The organism is Bacillus sp. cl95 (genome assembly GCF_900115925.1).
GTDB lineage: Bacteria > Bacillota > Bacilli > Bacillales > Cytobacillaceae > Neobacillus_A.
Genome location: NZ_FOYF01000002.1, coordinates 512198 through 531796 on the forward strand (window position 1 = coordinate 512198; position 19599 = coordinate 531796).

The window sequence follows — 19599 nt, forward strand, 5'->3', positions numbered from 1 at the left end:
AATAATGCTTTAGAGTGGAGTAAAAAGATGCCCGGAAATCGTATGATTTTCGGGCATCTTTTTGGATACGCTACAGATTGAAAGTGTTAGCATGAATATTCGTAGATTTTTTCTTGATGATTAAAACAAACATACTTGCGAGTAAACAAAACGATCCTGCCATGATGAAAGCCCAAGTATAGGAGCTAAGTACCTTATAGATAATACCGCCACCAAACGCTGCGAGTGCTCCTCCAGCTTGATGGGCTGCGAATATCCACCCGTAGACGATTCCGCTTTTATTTTCTCCAAAAATTTGTCTTGAAATTCCGATTGTGGGTGGTACAGTTGCTATCCAATCCAAACCATAAAAGATTGAAAAGACGATTAAGAGAGTGGTAGATCCTTCTAAAAGCGCAAATGGAAGAAGTAAGAGGGAAATTCCCCTTAGTGAGTAATACCAAAACAAGAGCCAACGGTTATCAAACCGATCTGACAACCACCCAGATATGGTTGTACCAATCAGGTCAAAAACTCCCATAAATGATAGCAATCCTGCTGCCGTTATAACAGGGATCCCAAAACTAATGCAGACGGGAATAAAGTGGGTGCCGATTAATCCGCTCGTTGACAATCCGCATATGAAAAAGCTTCCTGACAACAGCCAAAATTCTTTTACTTTTACGGCTTCTCTAAGTGTAAGAAATGCCATTGTTATAGGATTTTGTTTTTGTTTTACATGTAGGTTTATCTGTTCATTTTCTTGTCCATATGGAAGAATCCCTACATCTTTTGGTTCGTTTTTCATGAAAAATAAAATAATAACGAGCATGATGATACTAAGTAGTAAAATGAGGCTGATTCCCCAACGCCATGAAAAGTTTGTTTCAATGGAGGCCAACGCAGGCAATAATATCAGTTGCCCCGTTGCCGTACTTGCAGTCAACACCCCGATTGCCAGTCCGCGCCTTTTTACAAACCATTTATTTGCAACATATGTACTAAGTACGGTTAGGAATACACCAGATCCTAGACCAATAATGATTCCCCAAATTAAAATCAGATGCCATGCTTCCTTCATCACGAACGTTAATAAAATTCCCGTTATCAGTGTAGTCATGGCCATAATCATCATTCGCTTCATACCCCATATTTCAATTAAGGCAGCCATGAAGGGGCCAGACAGACCATAAAGCAATAAGCTTATGGCAAATGCCATTGAAATGAACGCACGATCCCAGCCGAATTCGGTTTCAAAAGGGACCATGAATACTCCAGAGGATGAGCGGATTATTCCTGCGACAATAATTGAAAAGAAAGCAATCATAAGGACAACCCAGCTATAATGTATCCGTTTCATCGTTTCACCATCACTTTATATTTATTAATTCAAAATATTATAACATGACAAAAGATAGTAGGTTTCATTTCTTAGGGCTATGTTAAAGTGCATTGTTGATTTCTGAAATTTGTTGATTCGGGCGGATGGTGCTTGACTCCTCCTCGAAAATCCTCATGATGCTATCGTATCTTTTCATGCGATATAAATTTATCAAAGTTTTGCTTGTGCTACTGCCTTTCTCGTGCGTGGATTCTTCGAGGAAATTCATCAATGTCCAAGACGAATTTGTTCATGAAAAAGCCGGCATTAGGGATTATCATGGACAAAATTGTCCTCGTAAAGCAAGCTACTGGAGCGGAAATCAACAGTCAGGATTAATAGAGCATATTTTTCCAGGAAAATCGACGGGTGTTTCTCTGATTTCATGCTTTTTAAAAAAGCTTCATATGAACTTAGCGAATAAATTTTTGAAAACGTTGATTACCCTAAAAAAACAGGCGATAACATTTTTGAAAATGGCGATTACGATTAAAAAACAGGAGTATAAAAAAGGTCATAAACCCCTTAAGGGTATATAGAAGTATATTTATATCCACTTAAAAAGCGATTATTACTCCAAAATCTCCATATTTAATCATGCAAGTTTACGTACAAGTAGATATTTCGTGCCTTCTGTCAGAATTTCTAAATAATATAGGTAAATTAAAGTGATTTGTTGATTTTTTGCACTATGTTAGCTCGATAGGACAACATACAAAATTAATAGAGCCTTACTCTAAGAAACGAGAGCAGAAAAAAAGCAATGAATGCTATTAGACATTCACTGCTTCCATTTTGGTGATTAGTTTGACATACCTTCGAGTAAGAGCACGCGTGCAGGGGACGCGTCTGTACCCTGAAGTTTAAGGGGAGCAGCAACCATGAAGTATTCTCCGGCTGAAACTTCCTTCAACTGCAGGCCTTCCATGATAATGATATCTTGACCCATCAAAGCACGGTGAGTAGGATGACCTTCTTGTGCTCTCTCAATTCCAAGTGCATCAATGCCGATACCGCTGATTCCTTTTTCGACTAAATAGACAGCCGCATCTTCTGCTACATAGATGAACTCAAAATTGAAGCCTTCATCAAACGAATTTTTTGTTTTTAAGAGAATGAAATCGTCCTTCTCAATATGAAGGTCTTCCAAGTCTGCTTTCGTTACTTTTTCGTTTACAGATGAAAGATCCAACACTTTACACTGACGAACAAGACGTTCTAAAGGAATTGTTTCAAAGGTTTTTCCTTCATTGATCATATGAAGGGGAGCATCAATGTGCGTCCCTGTATGAACATCTAGACTCAATCGTGATTCCGTAACATGTCCGTTTGTTTGCGTGGTTAGCTTTGGTTGTTTTTCTGGCTTGTTTTTGTAAACCGCCATTCCTTCAAAAATTTGTGCTGTAATATCATGAATTTTCATTATTAGACCTCTTTTCCTAACAATTATCTACATCTAGATCGGTAACTGGCCACCAAAAGAATCCCTCTTTTTCTAAAAGCTCATCTGCTGCCTTTGGTCCCATTGTCCCTGAAGCGTAGTTAGGGAAGTTTTCTTCTTTTGTGTTTTCCCATACTTCCGAAATCTTATCAACGAAGCTCCATGAAAGTGCAACTTCATCCCAATGTGTGAAATTCGTTGCATCACCGCGCATGCAATCGTAGAGTAGTTTTTCGTAAGCTTCAGGTGTATTCATACCGTCAATACCTTTGTTGGCAAAGTTCAGTTTAACTGGCGTCGCATCCATGTGTGAACCAGCCTTTTTCGCATTCAAATGCAGAGTTATTCCTTCTTCTGGTTGGATATGGATAACCAGAAGATTTGGATTCAATGTCTTGTCAGTTTGATAGTATAAATTCATTGGAATATCTTTGAATTGGATGACGATTTTAGTCGACTTAGCCGTCATCCGTTTTCCTGTACGGATATAAAAAGGAACACCTGCCCAACGGAAATTGTCAATCAACAATTTCCCAGCTACGAATGTTTCCGTGTTTGATTGTGGGTCAACCATGTTTTCTGCACGGTACGCAGGAACGTTTTCTCCTGACATTGTGCCTTGTCCGTATTGACCGCGAACAAAATTTTCTTTAACTTGATCACCCTCGAAAGGTCTCATGGCACGGAATACACGAACTTTTTCCGAACGGATTTCGTCAGTTGTCAAACGGATTGGAGGTTCCATTGCAAGTAAAGCAACCATTTGGAGCATATGGTTTTGGACCATATCTCTTAGTGCACCGCTTGTTTCGTAATAACGACCGCGCTCTTCTACACCTAGAGTCTCACTTGAAGTCACTTGGATATTTGAAATATAACGGTTATTCCATAAAGGCTCAAACAAAGCGTTCGCAAAACGGATCACTTCAATGTTTTGAACCATTTCTTTTCCTAAATAATGATCGATTCTATAAACTTCATTCTCAGAAAAAGCAGTTCTAATTTGTTTGTTTAATTCCTTTGCGGAAGGAAGGTCATGACCAAATGGCTTCTCAATAACAAGACGCTTATATCCTGATACATCGGTCAATCCATCAGACTTCAAGTGCTGTGCAATTGGACCGAAAAATTCTGGTGCCATGGCAAGATAGAAAATTCTGTTGCCGCCTAATTGGTAATGTTCGTCAAGTTCTTGAGCCATTGTTTTTAAGGTTGCGTAAGAACTGGAATCTGTCACATCATGGGAGTGGTAATAAAAATGTGATATGAATTCATCGATATTTTGATCCTTTCCCAAGGCCGTTAAAACAGAATCCTTTACATTTTCTTGAAACTTTTCATTTGTAAGCTCTCTTCTTGCCACACCAATTACGGCAAAACGTTCTGATAATTTCCCTTTTTCGAACAATCGATAGAGGGAAGGGAAAAGTTTTCGATTAGCCAGATCTCCAGTTGCTCCGAATATCATTATCAATGAAGTCGGTTTTCCATCTTGATTCACTTTGAGGACCTCTTTTCAATTGGTTTATGAATAGTGTCAATAGGACAGGAATGAAGATCCTATTGTTTGCCAGTGGGTTTTCTGGCGTTCTGCGCTCTTTTCATTTCTCCCACCTAGTTTTAAGGAATGGACATAGATTTAGGAACATTCCATGTCAATGTTAGTAGGAAGTCGATGTTCAGAAATCGCAAAGCACGTGAGGCCTTTTTAATAAGGCTTAATGCACGATGTCTTAAGGTAACAGCGAGTTTGCTTTGCCTTTATGTATATTCGCAATTACCTACATACCCATTCAAATACAAAATTCTATCGTTTTCTCTTAGAATTAGCAACTTTTACGCAATAAATGTAGAGTTATGGAAATTATTGAAAAATAACAAAGAAAGTTTTGAAATAAAAACTTTAAAATATTTCATAATTATATTGTCGCCTTGATTTTTCGGGTGTATGATGAGGGTAGATGAAAAGGGAGGGTCATAAAAATGGGCATACAATTGAGAAGTGTTCAAAAGACCTTTAAAAGTGGAGAAGTAAGCATAAATGCTTTGAAGGATATCACGCTTAATATCCCTGAAGGAGAAATCGTTGTTATTTTAGGTCCTTCCGGTTCAGGGAAATCGACTTTGTTAAATGTCATTGGTGGAATCGATAAGGCAGATTCTGGAAGTATTCATACATGTAATTTAGAATTGGAAACGTTAAAGGATGCACAGTTAACTGAGTATCGCCGAAACCATGTCGGTTTTATCTTTCAATCTTACAATCTCATTCCGACTCTTTCCGTTTATGAAAATGTTGAAATCGGTTCACAAATTAGCAAAAAGCCACTATCTATTGATGAAGTGCTTCAAAAAGTCGAAATGCAGGGTCGTAAAGAAAAATTCCCTCATCAACTTAGTGGTGGAGAACAACAACGCGTCGCCATTGCTCGGGCATTGGTGAAGAATCCGACTTTGCTGCTTTGTGATGAACCTACTGGTGCTTTGGATGAAGTAACAGGGAAGAAGATACTCACTCTTCTTCAGGATATTAATCGGAAATACGGCACAACGGTCATGTTAATCACCCACAATGCCGGAATTAGTGAAATGGCTCATCGTGTCATCAAGATGAAAAGTGGTGAAGTGGTGGATGTGAGTCAAAATGCAATGCCTATAAGCGCTGAGCAGGTGAACTGGGTATGATTTTAAATCAAGCTGTCATTCGGACCATTCGCGCAAGCAAACTTCAGTCATTGGGTGCAGTCTCTCTTATTGCACTTGCCGTTCTGCTATATATGATGCTTTCAAGCTCCACAGATGCTGTCAAAGAGAGTAGTGAATCTTTTAAGAGGAATTATAAGCAGGAGGATTTTCATTTTGTAACGAGTGAGGAACTTGATAGACAGTCAATTAAAGAAATTTCAAAGAAGCATGAAGTCTTAATTGAAGAAAGATTAGTAGCTGATGTACCATTTGAAAAAAACAAGACCATCAGGTTATTTACCCCGACAGACTCGATAAATAAGCCATTTTTTGAGAGTGGGAAAATCCCTTCACAAAAAGGTGAAATTGCATTATCTGTAGGCTTTACTGAGAAGAATGGGTTACAGCTTCAAGATGAGATTACTCTGGGCGGAGAAACGTTTAGGGTAACGGGTACTTTCTTGCTGCCAGATTACATCTATGGAATAAAAAATGAGACAGATATGATTCATGACCCAGCAACCTTTGGCATTGGAATCGTCATGAAGGATGAAATAGCGAAGATCTCCGATTTTCCAGTAGCTAATTATTTGGGACTTTTCCTAAAAGAACAGGTGAAATCTTCATCGATGCTAAAAAAAGAAATAGGTTCTGTGGAGCCGATTCTTAAATGGTTGGATGCAAGTGAAAATCCGAGGATTACTTACTTAGACACAAAACTTCAAGGAACTGAATCATTTTCTACTATCTTGCCATTGATGATTGTGGCTATCGCGATGATGATGGTCGTCCTCCTCATCAAGCGTAAGCTCGAGATGCAACGAAAACAAATTGGGACACTTCTTGCTTTAGGTTACAGGAATTTGGAAATTGTAAACGCCTATTTGATTTATCCGGTTTTGATAGGGTTGTTGGGAAGTACAATAGGGATGGTAATTGGTCTTGCTCTTTCTATGCCACTTACTCAATATTTTACGGAGTTTTACAATCTTCCTCTCCTTACAAAGGTTTCATTGAATGTAGGCCGATTATCAGCTGCGATTTTTTTGCCTGTTTTTCTGCTTGGTACTGCTGGTTATTTGGTTGTCAACAAGCAGCTTGCTAAAAAGCCACTTGAACTAATGAAACCGCCAATCATCACAGTGATGCTGCCCAAATGGAGTAAATGGTTGTCATTAGACCGAATTTCTTCTTTTTCAATGAGATATCGATTGCGGATGCTTTCCCGCAATATGAGTAGAGCGTTCTATTTGGTTGTCGGAATCGTCTTTTCTACGATCCTTCTCATGTATGGTTATATTTCAATTACGTCGATTGATACGCTTATGAACAAAACTTATAAGGATGTAATGAAGTTCGATTATGCTGTTTACTTTAAGCAACTGCAAAATGGGGCGTCTCAAAATGACAAAAATGTTTTTTCTCTCTCAAATGCAGATATGATTTCTATCATCAGGGATGGAACGCGGGAACAAATTGATTCAAAGAAGGTTCAGCTGTTTGGTATAGATGAAGGTGTTGAACTTTTAGATTTGGTTGATGCTGAAGGCAATAATATGATACCGAAATTAAAGGATGGTATTGTTATCAATCAAGTGCTTTCGTCCGCCTACAATCTCCATGAAGGTGACAAGATAGAATTGAAAAGTGCGACAAGTGAGAAAACCCAAATGTTCATAGTGACAGGTATTGCCGAGATGTATACGGGAACAATTGCTTACTTTGAACGAGAAAGGCTGAATGCTTTTTCTGATTTTCCAAGGGATACCTATTTAGGGGAATGGTCTATTGAAAAGCCAGGCGTTAATGATGAAATTCTACTTTTGGAGGATAAAGAAGAAACGATAAAAGCATTTGCTAGCATTACAGGCCCCATGCAATCTTCAGTTGTGATTATGTCGCTTCTTTCCTTTTTAATTGGTTTAATCATCATTACCCTACTGACAAATCTAATGGTGGAAGAAAATGAAAATACGATTTCACTACTAAAGGTGATGGGGTATACAGAGAAGGAAATTGCAAAACTAATGCTTCATATTTATACTCCAATTGTATTTATTGCATACTTTCTAGGAATTCCTGCAGCTTTTTGGAGTGTCAAAGCCATGTTTATGACTGTTGCAAAGGATGCGGATTTTGCCATGCCGATATCCGTAGAACCTTATATGACTGTACTTGGTTTCATCATGATATTGACTACCTATTATGTATCACTTTTGCTCTCAAAAAAGAAGCTTAGCAAGATTTCCTTACAAGAAGTGTTGAAAAAACAAGAGGCGTAATCTCTACCATTCCGATGTTTCTGTTAGCATATAGTATAATAAGAATTAATGATAAATTTGATCATCCGTTGTCATTATTTTGGCAGCGGATGATTTCTTAGAAAGGAGTGTCCACATGGATATATTTTTCCTTGGAACAGGGGCAGGGGTTCCTGCAAAACAACGAAATGTTACTTGCATAGCTCTTAAGCTTCTTGAAGAACGGGGATCTATTTGGCTATTCGACTGTGGGGAAGCTACCCAGCATCAAATATTACATACATCTATTAAACCTCGAAGAATTGAAAAAGTTTTTATCACCCATCTCCATGGCGATCATATTTATGGGTTGCCAGGGTTACTATCGAGCAGGTCTTTTCAGGGCGGTGAAACAGAAGTAACCGTTTATGGACCTGTTGGAATTAAGTCTTTTATTGAGATAAGCCTGTCTGTTAGTCAGACTTACTTGAAGTATCCTCTTAAAGTGGTTGAGGTTGATGAGGGCATCATTTTTGAGGACGAGCAGTTTAGTGTTGAAGCACGTTTGCTGGAGCATGGAGTCCCATCCTTTGGTTATAGAGTTGTAGAAAAGGATCGTCCTGGAACTTTGCTTTCGGAGAAATTAACTGCGGACGGGATTCCTCCTGGACCGATTTATCGCCGGATAAAAAGTGGTGAACCAGTACTGCTGGAAGACGGACGTGTCCTTCATCCAGCTGACTACGTTGGACCAGCGCAAAAAGGAAGGATTGTAACGATTCTAGGCGACACGAGATTGTGTGAAAATGCTAGATATCTTGCACAAGACGCGGATTTACTTATTCACGAAGCAACTTTTTCTAAAAATGAAGAACGCCATGCTTATGACTATTTTCACTCTACAACACATCAAGCTGCTGATGTAGCAAAGTCATCCAATGTGTCTAAACTTTGTTTGACTCACATTAGTTCCCGTTATGACCGGGAAGCATGTAAAGAATTAACTCGGGAGGCCGAGGAAGTTTTTCCGAATGTGGTAATGGCGGAGGACTTTAAAGAAATCCATATCCCTTTAAAAGGAGAGTGATTGTGCTGTGAAAACGATATTTTTAGTTAGGCATGCGAAAGCGGAAGGGCAACCGGAAGCAGCACCTCTTACTGAAAAAGGGGTAGCGCAAGCGAAGGCACTGGTTTCCTTTTTTAAGGATAAAGAAATTGATGTTATCTATTCGAGCCCTTTTAAGAGAGCGGTTGATACGATTAAACCATTGGCTGACGAGAAAGGTCTTCCTATTATTGAAGATGGGCGTTTAGGTGAGCGGGTTCTAAGTTCAGATTATTTTCCTGATTGGCAAGAAAAATTGAAAATCAGTTTTGAAGACTTTGACCTTGTCTTTGAGGGAGGAGAGTCGCATCGTTCGGGTATGGATAGAGCGATTTCGGTTTTAGAGGATGTTCTTCAATCAGATGCTAACAATATCATTCTTGTAAGTCACGGAAACTTAAGTGTTCTGCTGTTGCGCTATTTTAATGAAAGTTTTGGATTCGAGGAATTGATGGAAATGACTAATCCAGATGTATTCGAAATAGTAGTGTCAGATGAAGAAACCATGCTGAAAAGGATATGGGACGACAGAATTTAAAAAAATCAGTCTAGTCAATTTCATAATCTTGATTTATCGCCATTAGGATACAACATATAGTTGAGTTGAACCATCCTCAACTATATGTTGTAGTGATATGGCTAATTAGTGTAATTATGAAATTGACTAAATCACGAGATTGGCTGATTTTTTTTCATGTTAAATAGATAATATTCTTATTATTTAAGTTACCATCCACGCTCATATTGTTTTGGGCCATCCAAATCCAAGCCAAGCTCTTTTGCTGCTGTGCGTGGCCAATAAGGATTGCGCAGGAATTCCCTTGCGACGAAAATCAGATCTGCACGTTCGTTTTGAAGGATTTCTTCAGCTTGTAAGCCAGAAGTGATCAAGCCGACAGCTCCTGTTTGGATATCTGCACCGTTTTTAATTTCTTCTGAGAATTTCACTTGGTATCCCGGATATACAGGGATGCGAGCTGGCACGACAGCACCTGAACTTACATCGACCAAATCCACTCCTTGTTCTTTCATCCAAGTTGCATATGTGACATAATCCTTTGCGGTTAAGCCTTCCTCGTGATAATCATTAGCTGACACTCTTACAAACAGTGGTCCGTCCCAAACGGTTTTGACTGCTTCAATGACTTCACGAAGAAAACGATAGCGGTTTTCGGTAGATCCACCATATTCATCGCTACGCTTATTGCTAAGTGGGGATAGAAACTCATTAATCAAATATCCATGCGCCCCGTGGATTTCAATGACATCAAATCCCGCTTTCTTCGCTCTTTCCACACCTTTTTTAAACGCTTCAACTGTTTCGTGTATATCGTGGATCGTCATCTCTCGAGGAGTCTTCATTTTGTCATCAAATGCAATCTCTGAAGGGGCAATAATTTCACCCTCTAAAACAGCTTTTCTTCCTGCATGGGCAATTTGAATACCTGTAGCTGCCCCGTGTTCTTTCATTAAGGTGACGAGTTCTTTTAGGCCTTCAATATGCTCATCACTCCAAATGCCAAGGTCTTGAGGAGAGATTCTTCCCTGCGGCGTCACGGCTGTCGCTTCTATAATGATTAAGCCAGCCTGGCCAACTGCTCTGCTCGCATAGTGAGTACGGTGCCAGTTTTCAACGTGACCGTTTTGATTATGGCTTGAATACATACACATCGGAGCCATTACGATTCGATTCTTGAGTGTTACATTTTTAACTGTATAAGGGGTGAAGAGTTTTGTTGACATAAAAGACCTCCTTTTATTTCTAAATAAAAAAGTATATAAATTTAACCGGGATAACTGTCTAGCTCCAGCGCCCAGCCCCTCGGGATCATAAGCAAATCGCTCCAGAAATCAGGATAAGAAACGCTTCGGCAGGATTAACATCGCACGAAGAAAAAGCGATAGCACAAGGAAAGCTTCCATGAATTCACATCGCACGAAATGATGCGATAGCATCATGAGGATTTTCGAGGATGACTGCGCGTTTCGTCTTATGCCTGTCGGGGCTGAACACAAAGGAAAGCTACTTGGAAATACATCGCAGGCACAAGTGTTCTTTACTTGTGCCGAGGGCGCTTGCGCTTTTCTTTCGATATCCTAAATATATGGATGTTTTCAGTATATCAAAATCGGTGTATTCGCGAAATTTTTATGCTTATTTCCGGCCTCTAAGATCACTGAGTTTATATTTCGTTCCTCTCCATATGATGCCGCCCCTTTTGAACGTCAAGAAACTAGCTCTTATAATGGAGTATATGAACAGTATGGCAGTGAGTGGAAAAAGAAGAAATAGGACGGGTGAGAATCGGGTCATTCTTTTAATAATATAGGTGTAGAAAAAGGCAATTAGTGCAATATTGGCAAGGCTGATGAGTTGCAATGGCTGATTGGTAGAGAAAACAGTGAAAAACGGCAAAACCTGTGAAATAAATGTTCCTACAATCGCGAACATGACCATGCTCATTCGATAATGCAATCCTGCAAAAGTGTTTTTCTCTAACCCTATAAACGCTTCCTTAAGATTTGGATACCATTCAACTTCAAGCAGATGAAGAGCAGTAACAATCCGGCATTTGAAACCCGCTTTTTTCATCCGCATACCGAGTTGTAAGTCATCGTCAGGTCTCAACTTGATGACTTCATGCGTCCCGAAAGCCACATAAGCAGATTTTGATACGAGCATGAATGCCCCGATTCCTGTGCCATTTTTCGAACGGGGATTATTGGCTGTCCATGGTCTTTTAAAATAGGAAAAGCCAAACAGGAAAAAGGCAACAAATGATTGTAGCCATATTCCACGTCCATTTAGATTAGGAGCAGCTGTAAGATGGTCTAATTTTAGGCGTTCGGCATAGCTGATTGCTTTTGCTATCATGTTATTTTTAAAATGAACATCGGCATCGGTAAACAATAACCATTTACCAGATGCCACCTGTGCCCCTCTGTACAATGCGTGATTTTTACCGAGCCATCCTTGTGGCAATTGTTCAATATGAATCACGTTAATTCGTGAGTCTAGATTTTTGATATTCTCCATGATAGTACCTGTATCGTCATTTGAGCGATCATTAACCAGAATCCATTCAATGTTCTGATAGGTCTGCTCTAACTGACTCATCACGCTTCTTTGAATATGTTGTTCCTCATTCCGAGCCGCGACAATAATCGTCAATTCCGGTCCATGTTTAATAGGTGGTTCTTCTTCCAGGCGATCAAGGTTCCGAAAGCCAATGACTGCATCGGTAAAAAATATAATCCATACAATCAGGGCTGCTATTAATAAAATGGTCAGCATGTCATCCCTTCCTTTCCCTTATTTTAATGAAAGGCTATGTTAAAGTACATTGTTGAATTTCTGCATTTTTCTGACTGGAGCGGAAATTAACAGAGCATATTTTTTAGGAAAATCGATGAGAAATTCTGTGATTTCGTGATTTTTCTAAAAGCTGTATATGAACTTAGCGAATAAATCTTTGAAAACGTTTATTACCATGAAAAAACAGGCGATAACATTTTTGAAAATGGCGGTTACGATTAAAAAACAGGAGGATAAAAAAGGTCACAAACCCAGCGGGGGGATAATGTAATATTCTCATATCCACTTTAAAAGAGATAATTACGCCAAAATCTCCATATTTAATCATGCAAATTTTCGTACAAGTAGTCATTTCATGCCTTCTGCCAGTATTCCTCAAAAATAAAGTTAAATTAAAGTGAACTGTTGATTTTCTGCACTTTGTTGACTAGAGCGGAATTCAACAGGCAAGACAGAGCATAATGAAAAGAGGGAGGTTCATTTCATTTGTTCACTTAACATGCTTCCGAGTCTTTGCGATTGCGCAGCGGCTTCTTTAATACAGGAAACGAAAGCATTTTGAACACCATGCTTCTCAAGAACGCGAATGCCTGCTTCCGTCGTTCCACCTGGGCTAGTGACATCCTGGCGTAATTGCAATGGTGCTTTCTTTGAAACACTCAGCATTCCAGCAGCTCCGATCAATGTTTGGATAATGAGCTCTTTTGCCATTTGCTGTTCGAGACCAATTTCGACCGCGCTTTTTTCCATTGCTTCAACTAGATAATAGATATAAGCAGGACCGCTCCCTGATAACCCTGTTACGGCGTCGAGCTGGTTTTCTTCAACTACCGTAGTAAGTCCTACTGTTTCAAACAAACCCTTAACAATCAGCATCTGTTTTTCGGTTACCCGTTCGTTTATCGCGATTGCAGTCGCAGATTTACCAATGGCAGCGGAAGTGTTTGGCATCGCCCGCACGATAGAGAGAGGTTTGCCTGCTAGTTTTTCAATCGTTTCAATTGAAATCCCTGCTAATACAGAAACAATTAACATATGTGGCTGCAAGTATGCTTTAAGGTTGTTGATTGCGTCCGCAGCATCTTTTGGTTTCATCACTAAAACGACTACATCAGCATCGGCAAGTGTTTCCTCTAGGTGATGTGACGTACAAACTTTATATTTTTCCTGTAGCTGAGTTAACTTTTTTTCATCACTGCGATTGGTGACCCAGATTTTTTTTGATTCCATCAGATTATTATCAATCATTCCTGAAATAAGTGCATCTGCCATGGCGCCTGCGCCAATCATCGCTAACTTTCTCATCATCCATTCCTCCTTTAGTTTTCCTCAAAAAATACAAAAAGACCCTTCATCCGTAAAGGACGAAAGGTCTAGCTTCCGTGGTACCACCTTCATACACCTTTTTTATGAAAATCGAAAAAAGGTGACTCGACTCCGATAACGCCGGAATTGCGTTTAGGTTTGGCCTAACAGCTCGAAAGGTAGGTTTCAATGGTCAAGTGGACGGAGAAGCCTTTCAGCCGCTGAGCTTCTCTCTCTTTCGCCGTTTCCCATTTACTGGCCTTTGTCATTGCCATTTTACGAATCAAAGTTTTAATTGTCATTATGGTGGAAATTTAGCTTGTCTGTCAAGGATGAAAATTTTATTTTTTTGGAAAGTTATGTGAAAATAATGACAATTAAAGATAAAGTAAGTTAGAATTATATTTATATGTAAGTGACTTAAGAAATGATCTTTATTTTCGAAAAAATTCTTATTTAAATATAGTTGTTTGAAGGAGCATGCGGAATGACAGAATGGCAGAACGGCATTGCGAAAATCACCCTTCCTACCCCTTTTGCGGTGGGGGATGTGAATGTTTATTTAGTAAAAGGGGAACGTTTGACACTCATTGATGCCGGAACAAAAACGGAAGAGTCGTGGGAGGCATTCAAATCCCAATTGGGAGAATTGGGTCTTACTCCCGAAGATATCGAGCAGGTGGTGCTCACCCATCATCATCCGGATCATGTGGGGATGCTAGATTATTTGCCTGACTCGTTAGAAGTGTATGGTCATTATATAAATGAGCGCTGGATCAACAGATCGGAGGAATTTCTTGAAGAGCATAACCGTTTCTTCCATGCTATATTTGCAGAATTCGGCATTCCTGATCAATTTCTTCCGTTCATTAAGCAGTCTAGAAGAATCTTGCGTTATTCTTGTCATCGTCCGCTGACTGGAGAGTTGAAGGAAGGCGATCGTCCGCTTGGTATGAGCGACTGGGAGGTTATTGAGACGCCGGGGCATGCTCAAAGTCATATTGCGCTTTTTAGGGAAAGTGATGGGGTACTTATTGGGGGAGATCATATTATTGCCCATATTTCTCCTAACCCATTAATTGAACCGCCATTGCCTGGTGAAACGGAAAGACCGAAATCGCAGCTTCAATATAATGCTTCTTTAAAAAAAGTGCTGAATTATCCGATTGAGCTTGTATATTCAGGACATGGTAAAGAAGTATTCAATTTGAATCCGTTGATTGAAAAAAGGCTGTTGAAACAGCATGATCGGGCAATGGGTGTCAAACAAATGCTTGCAACTGAACCGCTTACCGTGTTTCAAGTTTGCCAGCGTCTGTTTCCGACTGTTTATGAGCGTGAACTATCGTTGACGATTTCTGAAACGGTTGCCCAGTTTGATTATTTGTTATCATTAGGAGAAATTGAAATGGTTACAGAGCATCAACCATATTTGTATCGAGCTAGATGAGGTGAATAGATGGGGAGAATTACAGGGAAAAATATTGTGATCACAGGTGCATCAGGAGGAATAGGAGCAGAAATTGCCCGCCTTTGTGCTGAGCAAGGTGCCAATTTGGTGTTATTGGCTAGAAGTCATGACAAACTGATGCATTTGAAAAAAGAACTTGAAAATAAGCATCCTATCCAGGTGTCTGTTTATCAGTTGGATGTTTCTAATTCTGCCGACGTGAAGGCAGTCTTTACACGAATATTTGAGGAAATAGGGACTGTGGATGTTTTAGTCAATAATGCTGGGTTTGGCATTTTTAGGGAAGCGCACGAAGCTTCTATTGAAGAAATTACAGGTATGTTCAATGTTAATGTTGTCGGTCTGATGGCCTGTACGGGTATGGTTTTACCACATATGCGAGCTAGAAGGTCAGGGCATATCATTAATATTGCTTCACAAGCAGGCAAGATTGCCACTCCGAAATCGAGTGTGTATTCTGCCACGAAGCATGCGGTGCTTGGATATACGAACAGTCTAAGAATGGAGCTGGCGGATTATCATGTACACGTAACATCTGTCAATCCTGGACCAATCGCTACGAATTTTTTTGAAATTGCTGACGAAAAAGGCACTTATGTAAAAAATGTGCAAAAATTCATGTTGCAACCTGAATATGTCGCAAAAAAAGTGGTCGAATCGATGTTTACAAAAACGAGAGAAATCAATTTACCTCGTTGGATGAACATGGGGAGCGTAATATACGTTCTGTTCCCTCGCTTATTTGAACGTTTAGGAAAAAAGGCTTTTAATAAAAAATAAGACATTGCCGCCGTTTTGGCGGTTTTTTGTTGGGCTGAAATGAAAAAGAGCCCTGTTGAAGGGGCTCTAAAAGGACCATTTTTCAATCTTTTCAATGTTATCTAAGAAATGACTTACCAATTCACTAAATGAATAACTTGATTCACCTAGTATGTATGATATGGCATTTTCATCGCCAATATCTTTACTTCCCCTAACTCCAAATACGGGCTTAACATGATTATTCTGAATAAGCGCCTTTGCAAGTTCAATAGCTAACTGTCTATTAGGTTCCATATAATCCCCTCCATACTCTATAAATATTGGAGGTTTGTCCATCATATGAAATTTATTTTGAGTTGAAAGAGATTTTTTTATCGTTTTCCGACAGAAGGCTCCCACTTCAAGGAAGTGTGAGTAGTTCAAGCCCCGCTTAAAAATTCATAAACCACATCATTGATAATATCGTATAAATCGGCGTCTGTTTCAGTTGCTTTCACAGTAAGAATTTCTTCGTAAAGCCGGTCATAGTCACTTTTGTTTAAAGGTAGATTTTCTCCGTGCTGATAGTATTGCTTGAAGATATTTTCGATCATTTTATAAATGAATTTTTTATCCATCCTTTTGCACCTCATCCTTATTATAACCCTTTTTCTATTGCCATTCCTATTGGCAGAATCTCCTTTATCATGAAAACTGTCGTAAAATTTCCATTGAAACAGAACGTATATTCGCATATGATAGTGGGTATAATGAAATGGAACAAATGTTCTGCAACGGAGGAAAAAATGATGTTCGACTACAGCACGATGCCGCAACACAAAATTTTGTGTATTGATATGAAAAGTTTCTACGCAAGCTGTTCCGCGGTCATGCTTGGGCTCGATCCGTTAAATTGTTATCTTGCTGTTGTAGGTCATAAAGAGAGGCAAGGAAGCGTGGTACTTGCTGCTTCACCACTTTTAAAAAAAGAATTCGGGATTAAAACGGGTTCTCGTAAGTATGAAATTCCAGAAGATCCCCGTATTATTATCGAAGATCCAAAGATGGCAACCTATATTAGGATTTCCACTGAAATTAGCCGAGTTTTTCACCGCTACGTTCCTAAAGATGCAATCCATACGTATAGTGTCGATGAAAGTTTTATTAAAGTAGACGGAGCTTCAAATCTATGGGGAGATGCGGATCAAATCGCAGAAAAAATTAGGGATGATATTTACAGGGAATTTCAGCTTCCTTGTGCGATCGGCATCGGTCCGAACATGCTTATGGCGAAACTCTGTCTCGACTTAGAGGCCAAAAAAACGGGAATTGCTGAGTGGACTTATGAGGATGTGAAGCCAAAACTTTGGGAAGTCTCGCCGTTAAGTGAGATGTGGGGGATAGGGAGACGAGTAGAAAAAACGCTAAACAGCATGGGGATTTTCACAGTTGGTCAGCTGGCTCGCTATGATTTGGAAAAACTCGAAAAGAAATTTGGGATTATGGGGAATCAACTGTACCATCATGCTTGGGGAATTGATCTATCTGAAATTGGTGCTCCGATTGTAGAAGGTCAAATCAGCTTTGGAAAAAGCCAAATTTTACTGAGGGATTATAAGGAAGAACATGAAATTAAGAGTGTAGTCCTTGAAATGTGCGAAGAGGTAGCAAGGCGGGCAAGGTCGCAACGAAAAGCGGGACGGACAATCAGCTTTGGCCTTAGTTACAGTTCCGAAGAATTCGGTGGAGGCTTTTACAGGTCCAGAACAATTGAAAAACCAACTAATATCACGATGGATCTCTATCGTGTTTGTTTACAGCTTTTTCGCGAACATTATAGTGGAAAGACTGTCCGACAAATTTCCATTACGCTTGGCAATATTGTGGATGACTGCGAGATGCAATTGAGCCTATTTGATCCAGGCGCTGATAAAAGGAGAGAGCTAGGCTATGTGGTGGATCGTATTCGACTCCGCTATGGTTCGGCTTCATTATTGCGAGCTGTTTCTTATACAGCAGCTGGAACCGCAAGGCATAGGGCATTGCTAGTAGGTGGGCATAAAGGATAAATAAGATAGGCTCTTTTCGTAAATTTTGTTGCTTTCACACGCAAAAGTAAAAATCGGCTTCTGGATTTTTACGATTTTTTATGAATTCTTGATTCAGGAACTTCTCGAAAAGAGCCCCGAATCCATAAAGAATGCGGGATGAGAGTAGTATCCGAAAAGCAACAATCAATGCGAAAACAGCCACAAGATGAGAGCAAAGGGAGGTGGACTCGATGATTCGGGACAGAGGAAGAATAAAATGGACATCAATGATGCTTCCTGAACATGTGAAACTACTTCGCGATTGGGTTGCAGAAGAGACTTACGAACAGGAAAAGGAAATCGATGAACAACAGTTGGAGTTAATGAATGAGGTTCTAGCACAGGCAATGGAATTAGGGCTATCAGTTACGATTACGCATTATCGAAAGCCGAGACATGAACTCATCATTGGCAAGATCCACTACTGGAATGAGTTGTCTCAAAAGCTTCATATCATAGACCGCTTTGAAGAAGTACATCGAATTCCATTCAAGCACATTGCCGATGTACGGCTAACAGATGAATAAGGATTGAAAGGAGGGCCAAGAGGCATTGTTACTCTTTTTTCAGTTGAGCTAAAATCCGACCGTGAACGTGAATAATCCTGGAAACAGAAATCAAATTAAAACAAAGGGCGGCCATATATAATTGGCCGCCACTAGCATATTATTCTTCTTTATCCTTCAAAACTTGAACAGCGCGCACGCAAGAATCAAATTTACCCTTATGCGTGCCGTCACAGAAAGGAAGCTTTGAAGACATACCACATCGGCAAAGAGAAAAAGCCTGTTTTGTTTCAAAAACATTTCCATCGACATCAATCAATTCTACTTCTCCTGTCACACGTAGCGGGCCGTTATCCATCACTTTAATTTGCACCTTTGACATTTTAAGCACCTCTTTCACAAATTGTTCACATTTTTATTCATGATTTGATATTAAAAGGAAGTATTGGAAAAAGCAACTAATACTTTTCCGAAACGATTTCCGCAGCTTTCGACTGGCATATGCTACAATTATCATATGCCAGACGAAAGGGGCTTTAAACATGGAAATTAAAATGACAGAAGCAGCGGCCCAAAAAATCAATGAAAAGTTGCAAGGGAAGCTAGGCTTCCTGAAGTTGAAATATGAAACAGAAGGTTGCGGTTGTGTAGTGAGCGGGGTTACAGCCCTGTGGTTCGTTGATGAATTAGACGAAGATGACCAGGCCATTCAAACGAATGATATAACCGTTCATATAGAAAAATCAAAGGTTGTATTTCTGGATGAAAATATGACAATAGATTTCTCAGAAAGCGCAAATACATTTCAGTTGCGAAGTCCAAATCAAATCCTTAACGGAAGAATGAGTTTTGTAGATCATACAAAATAGAGAATTCGTCTAAAGAAGCTGCCATTTAGGCAGCTTTTCTTGTGGTCTAGGAAATTATAAAATAAATTAATGTGGATAACTTTCTACGTTTGTCTAATAATCCAGCTCCAGCACCCCGCCCCTCGGGGTTGTTTCCTAAAGCCGAAACAACCTTGGTCATAAGCCAAATCACTTCAGAAATCAGGACAAGGAACGCTTCGGCAGCATTAACATCGCACGAAGAAAAAGCGATAGCTTTTTCGAGGATGACTGCGTGGTTCGTCTTATGCCTGTCAGGGCTAAACAGGGCGCTTGCGCCTTTTGTTCTGGAATGATGGGTTAATATTGTTCAAAGCCTTCTTGGAAACGCCCTTACTTTCAGAGGGATTTTAAAAAAAGAGCAAAAATCGACAGATTATGATAACTTTAAAGATTAATGTGGAATAATATAAATCGGTTGTTTCTTAAAATAAGGCTCTTTTCTTACACTT

The 19599-nt window shown here is 39.6% G+C and carries 18 protein-coding genes; 9 read left to right on the forward strand and 9 right to left on the reverse strand.

Annotated features, from left to right (window positions below; genetic code table 11):
• Positions 1–70: 70 nt before the first annotated feature.
• From BMZ31_RS07785 to zwf, 3 genes are all read right to left on the reverse strand, one after another.
• A complete protein-coding gene (locus BMZ31_RS07785; RefSeq protein WP_090831158.1) occupies positions 71–1339 on the reverse strand; it encodes an MFS transporter in 1269 nt (422 codons plus the stop codon).
• A gap of 823 nt (positions 1340–2162) precedes the next feature.
• Positions 2163–2783, reverse strand: coding sequence for a cyclase family protein (locus BMZ31_RS07795; RefSeq protein ID WP_090831160.1), 621 nt, complete (start codon positions 2781–2783; stop codon positions 2163–2165).
• A gap of 16 nt (positions 2784–2799) precedes the next feature.
• Complete coding sequence (gene zwf, locus BMZ31_RS07800; RefSeq protein WP_139205919.1) at positions 2800–4302, reverse strand: glucose-6-phosphate dehydrogenase; 1503 nt, start codon at positions 4300–4302, stop codon at positions 2800–2802.
• 482 nt (positions 4303–4784) lie between these two features.
• Here zwf and BMZ31_RS07805 point away from each other — a divergent pair, with 482 nt between their 5' ends.
• The 4 genes from BMZ31_RS07805 (at position 4785) to BMZ31_RS07820 (ending at position 9369) form a co-directional block, all read left to right on the forward strand.
• Entirely contained in the window at positions 4785–5486 is a 702-nt protein-coding gene (locus tag BMZ31_RS07805) for an ABC transporter ATP-binding protein (protein WP_090831161.1), read from the forward strand.
• The gene (locus tag BMZ31_RS07810) at positions 5483–7768 is read left to right on the forward strand and encodes an ABC transporter permease (protein WP_090831162.1); all 2286 of its coding nucleotides are present in this window, start codon (positions 5483–5485) and stop codon (positions 7766–7768) included. Before BMZ31_RS07805 ends, BMZ31_RS07810 begins: the two co-directional genes overlap by 4 nt.
• Before the next feature lie 115 nt (positions 7769–7883).
• The gene (gene rnz / locus BMZ31_RS07815) at positions 7884–8813 is read left to right on the forward strand and encodes a ribonuclease Z (protein WP_090831163.1); all 930 of its coding nucleotides are present in this window, start codon (positions 7884–7886) and stop codon (positions 8811–8813) included.
• Between the two features lie 7 nt (positions 8814–8820).
• Positions 8821–9369, forward strand: coding sequence for a histidine phosphatase family protein (locus BMZ31_RS07820; protein ID WP_090831164.1), 549 nt, complete (start codon positions 8821–8823; stop codon positions 9367–9369).
• Between the two features lie 188 nt (positions 9370–9557).
• On the opposite strand, the gene namA is transcribed toward BMZ31_RS07820, so the two are convergent.
• The 3 genes from namA to proC all read right to left on the reverse strand — a co-directional run bounded on the left by namA (position 9558) and on the right by proC (position 13452).
• Positions 9558–10574 carry an NADPH dehydrogenase NamA gene (gene namA, locus BMZ31_RS07825; protein ID WP_090831165.1) on the reverse strand — a complete coding sequence of 339 codons (1017 nt, stop codon included), beginning with the start codon at positions 10572–10574 and terminating at the stop codon, positions 9558–9560.
• Positions 10575–10986: 412 nt separating this feature from the next.
• Entirely contained in the window at positions 10987–12126 is a 1140-nt protein-coding gene (locus BMZ31_RS07830) for a glycosyltransferase family 2 protein (protein WP_090831166.1), read from the reverse strand.
• Positions 12127–12624: 498 nt separating this feature from the next.
• Positions 12625–13452 (reverse strand): pyrroline-5-carboxylate reductase, encoded by an 828-nt coding sequence (proC, locus tag BMZ31_RS07835; RefSeq protein WP_090831167.1) that lies wholly within the window; start codon positions 13450–13452, stop codon positions 12625–12627.
• 487 nt (positions 13453–13939) lie between these two features.
• Here proC and BMZ31_RS07840 point away from each other — a divergent pair, with 487 nt between their 5' ends.
• Positions 13940–14902, forward strand: coding sequence for an MBL fold metallo-hydrolase (locus tag BMZ31_RS07840; protein WP_090831168.1), 963 nt, complete (start codon positions 13940–13942; stop codon positions 14900–14902).
• Positions 14903–14911: 9 nt separating this feature from the next.
• Complete coding sequence (locus BMZ31_RS07845; RefSeq protein WP_090831169.1) at positions 14912–15703, forward strand: SDR family NAD(P)-dependent oxidoreductase; 792 nt, start codon at positions 14912–14914, stop codon at positions 15701–15703.
• A 66-nt stretch (positions 15704–15769) separates the two neighbouring features.
• On the opposite strand, the gene BMZ31_RS07850 is transcribed toward BMZ31_RS07845, so the two are convergent.
• A complete protein-coding gene (locus BMZ31_RS07850) occupies positions 15770–15979 on the reverse strand; it encodes a hypothetical protein (RefSeq protein WP_090831170.1) in 210 nt (69 codons plus the stop codon).
• Between the two features lie 125 nt (positions 15980–16104).
• A complete protein-coding gene (locus BMZ31_RS07855; protein WP_090831171.1) occupies positions 16105–16302 on the reverse strand; it encodes a YqzH family protein in 198 nt (65 codons plus the stop codon).
• Positions 16303–16473: 171 nt separating this feature from the next.
• On the opposite strand from BMZ31_RS07855, the gene BMZ31_RS07860 reads away from it, so the two are divergent.
• Positions 16474–17733: a Y-family DNA polymerase gene (locus BMZ31_RS07860; RefSeq protein ID WP_090831172.1), complete on the forward strand. Its 1260-nt coding sequence runs from the start codon at positions 16474–16476 to the stop codon at positions 17731–17733.
• A 212-nt stretch (positions 17734–17945) separates the two neighbouring features.
• Positions 17946–18281, forward strand: coding sequence for a YolD-like family protein (locus BMZ31_RS07865; protein ID WP_090831173.1), 336 nt, complete (start codon positions 17946–17948; stop codon positions 18279–18281).
• 139 nt (positions 18282–18420) lie between these two features.
• Here the strand turns inward: BMZ31_RS07865 and BMZ31_RS07870 are convergent, their stop codons facing one another.
• On the reverse strand, positions 18421–18642 hold the full coding sequence (locus tag BMZ31_RS07870) for a CDGSH iron-sulfur domain-containing protein (protein ID WP_090831174.1): 222 nt from the start codon (positions 18640–18642) through the stop codon (positions 18421–18423).
• A 160-nt stretch (positions 18643–18802) separates the two neighbouring features.
• On the opposite strand from BMZ31_RS07870, the gene BMZ31_RS07875 reads away from it, so the two are divergent.
• Positions 18803–19129 (forward strand): iron-sulfur cluster biosynthesis family protein, encoded by a 327-nt coding sequence (locus tag BMZ31_RS07875; RefSeq protein ID WP_090831175.1) that lies wholly within the window; start codon positions 18803–18805, stop codon positions 19127–19129.
• Positions 19130–19599 lie beyond the last annotated feature (470 nt).

Coding starts and splice junctions, on each gene's coding strand:
- BMZ31_RS07795 (WP_090831160.1), bottom strand. CDS start 2,783: ATGAAAATTCATGATATTACAGCACAAATTTTTGAAGGAATGGCGGTT.
- BMZ31_RS07810 (WP_090831162.1), top strand. CDS start 5,483: ATGATTTTAAATCAAGCTGTCATTCGGACCATTCGCGCAAGCAAACTT.
- BMZ31_RS07845 (WP_090831169.1), top strand. CDS start 14,912: ATGGGGAGAATTACAGGGAAAAATATTGTGATCACAGGTGCATCAGGA.
- rnz (WP_090831163.1), top strand. CDS start 7,884: ATGGATATATTTTTCCTTGGAACAGGGGCAGGGGTTCCTGCAAAACAA.
- BMZ31_RS07860 (WP_090831172.1), top strand. CDS start 16,474: ATGTTCGACTACAGCACGATGCCGCAACACAAAATTTTGTGTATTGAT.
- BMZ31_RS07850 (WP_090831170.1), bottom strand. CDS start 15,979: ATGGAACCTAATAGACAGTTAGCTATTGAACTTGCAAAGGCGCTTATT.
- BMZ31_RS07875 (WP_090831175.1), top strand. CDS start 18,803: ATGGAAATTAAAATGACAGAAGCAGCGGCCCAAAAAATCAATGAAAAG.
- proC (WP_090831167.1), bottom strand. CDS start 13,452: ATGAGAAAGTTAGCGATGATTGGCGCAGGCGCCATGGCAGATGCACTT.
- BMZ31_RS07805 (WP_090831161.1), top strand. CDS start 4,785: ATGGGCATACAATTGAGAAGTGTTCAAAAGACCTTTAAAAGTGGAGAA.
- BMZ31_RS07840 (WP_090831168.1), top strand. CDS start 13,940: ATGACAGAATGGCAGAACGGCATTGCGAAAATCACCCTTCCTACCCCT.
- BMZ31_RS07865 (WP_090831173.1), top strand. CDS start 17,946: ATGATTCGGGACAGAGGAAGAATAAAATGGACATCAATGATGCTTCCT.
- BMZ31_RS07870 (WP_090831174.1), bottom strand. CDS start 18,642: ATGTCAAAGGTGCAAATTAAAGTGATGGATAACGGCCCGCTACGTGTG.
- BMZ31_RS07855 (WP_090831171.1), bottom strand. CDS start 16,302: ATGGATAAAAAATTCATTTATAAAATGATCGAAAATATCTTCAAGCAA.
- namA (WP_090831165.1), bottom strand. CDS start 10,574: ATGTCAACAAAACTCTTCACCCCTTATACAGTTAAAAATGTAACACTC.
- BMZ31_RS07785 (WP_090831158.1), bottom strand. CDS start 1,339: ATGAAACGGATACATTATAGCTGGGTTGTCCTTATGATTGCTTTCTTT.
- BMZ31_RS07830 (WP_090831166.1), bottom strand. CDS start 12,126: ATGCTGACCATTTTATTAATAGCAGCCCTGATTGTATGGATTATATTT.